Raw genomic sequence first — 1,543 nt, forward strand, 5'->3', positions numbered from 1 at the left:
CCCCACCCCCACCGCCCCCAACTTCACAGATCCAGGGCCCGAGCCCCGACTTTGCAGATCCGGGGCCCGACTTTGCAGATCCCGCGGCCGAGTTGGCAGATCCCGCGCCCGACATTGCAGATTCGGGGCCCGAGTTCGCAGATCCCGGGATCGTCTGAGCATCACCAACCCGTCGAGTCGACCTTCAACCACCGTGCGGTACCGCACGGTGGTCACCGAGGCCGCGGCCAGGCTGGCCATGGGGTTGAAACTCATCGAGTCAGTTCAAGCCGGTCGACGACTTGCAAATCCGAGAGTCATGGCCACGCCAGGCCGCAACCGCCCGGCGAATTCGCGTAGCCGGGCGGTTGGGTCAGGCCACATGCCGAGTGTGTTGCCTGCTCGCGCGGCGTCGAATGACCCATCCCTGATCGACGGTCTCTCGACCGGCGCATCGACCATACGTACCCGTCCGGCCCGCACGGCGATGCTGTTACGGCGGCGGGCGTGACTGATCATCACCTGCGATGGGTCGACACCGACCGCCAATCCTCGGGACGTTCGGGTGGCGAGGGCGGCGATGACCATGCCCGGACCACAGCCGAGTTCGATGATGCGGTCGGACCGCGGGACGGCGAGAAGCTGCACCGCCCACCGGATCGCGCGCCACGTTCGACGAGCGTCGCCCACGATCCAGCCGGGGAGTACCCTACGGCTCCGGCCAGCTGGTGAAACTGAGCGATCCCTCCACACGAACCCACCATTGCAGGATGCGGCGCAGCACCCTTTACCTTGTCTGCTACCGAAAGCACTCCGAGCTTCGTCGAAGATGCTGCGGTCTTACAACGAACTCAGCTTGGTGCGTCAGGTAGCTCGGGCGGCGGGACGACGGCGTTATGCCGCGACGGCTGTCCGGGACGTAGGCGTGAATCTTCCTCTTCCGTGAGATCGGATTCTCGCTGGCAGAGATCGGGGATTCCTCGCGGGCGAGCGGCAAGGCCGACGAAAAGATCGATCAGAGGTTGGCCGAACTGTCCGAACAACAACAGCGTATCGACGTGGCCCGCGCCGCCCTCGAACACCGCCGGCAATGCCCGGCGAGCGTTGCCATGAAGTGGGGCTGATTCCGGGCGATAATTTGACGGCGACAGCGCGGCGTCTCGATGGAAGAAAGCCACGGCCGAGCGCACTGACAGACGTCGTCCGCCCCGAGGCGGCTGCCGTGTCAAGACCGATCCGTGATCGGAAAGACCATCGACCCATCAGCGAGATCGTCGCGCACTTCGATGTTTACGGGGTGGGGGGCCCAAAGTCTCGTGGTACCAGCCGATCCAGTGTCCGGGATCTGCGAACTCGGGCCCTGGATCTGCCAAGTCGGGCCCCAGATCTGCAAAGTCGGGCGCGGGATCTGCCAACTCGGCCGCGGGATCTGCAATGTCGGGCTCGGGATCTGCTAACTCGGCCGCGGGATCTGCCAAGTCGGGCCCTGGATCTGCCAAGTCGGGGCCCGGATCTGCAAAGTTGGGGGTGGGGGTGCGGGTGGGTTCCCCGCACCCCCTGGTGG

2 protein-coding genes are annotated in these 1,543 nt (G+C 65.6%); one reads left to right on the forward strand and one right to left on the reverse strand.

The genetic code is table 11. The features are described 5' to 3' along the window. Nucleotides 1-264 precede the first annotated feature (264 nt). The gene (locus D0C15_RS35880; protein WP_425455459.1) at nt 265-732 is read right to left on the reverse strand and encodes a class I SAM-dependent methyltransferase; all 468 of its coding nucleotides are present in this window, start codon (nt 730-732) and stop codon (nt 265-267) included. Between the two features lie 215 nt (nt 733-947). Between D0C15_RS35880 and D0C15_RS35375 the strand changes: the two genes are divergently transcribed. Continuing rightward, on the forward strand, nt 948-1,103 hold the full coding sequence (locus tag D0C15_RS35375) for a hypothetical protein (protein WP_245976534.1): 156 nt from the start codon (nt 948-950) through the stop codon (nt 1,101-1,103). The last annotated feature ends 440 nt before the right edge of the window (nt 1,104-1,543 follow it).

It is taken from the genome of Amycolatopsis palatopharyngis, assembly GCF_003385185.1.
Lineage (GTDB): Bacteria > Actinomycetota > Actinomycetes > Mycobacteriales > Pseudonocardiaceae > Amycolatopsis > Amycolatopsis palatopharyngis.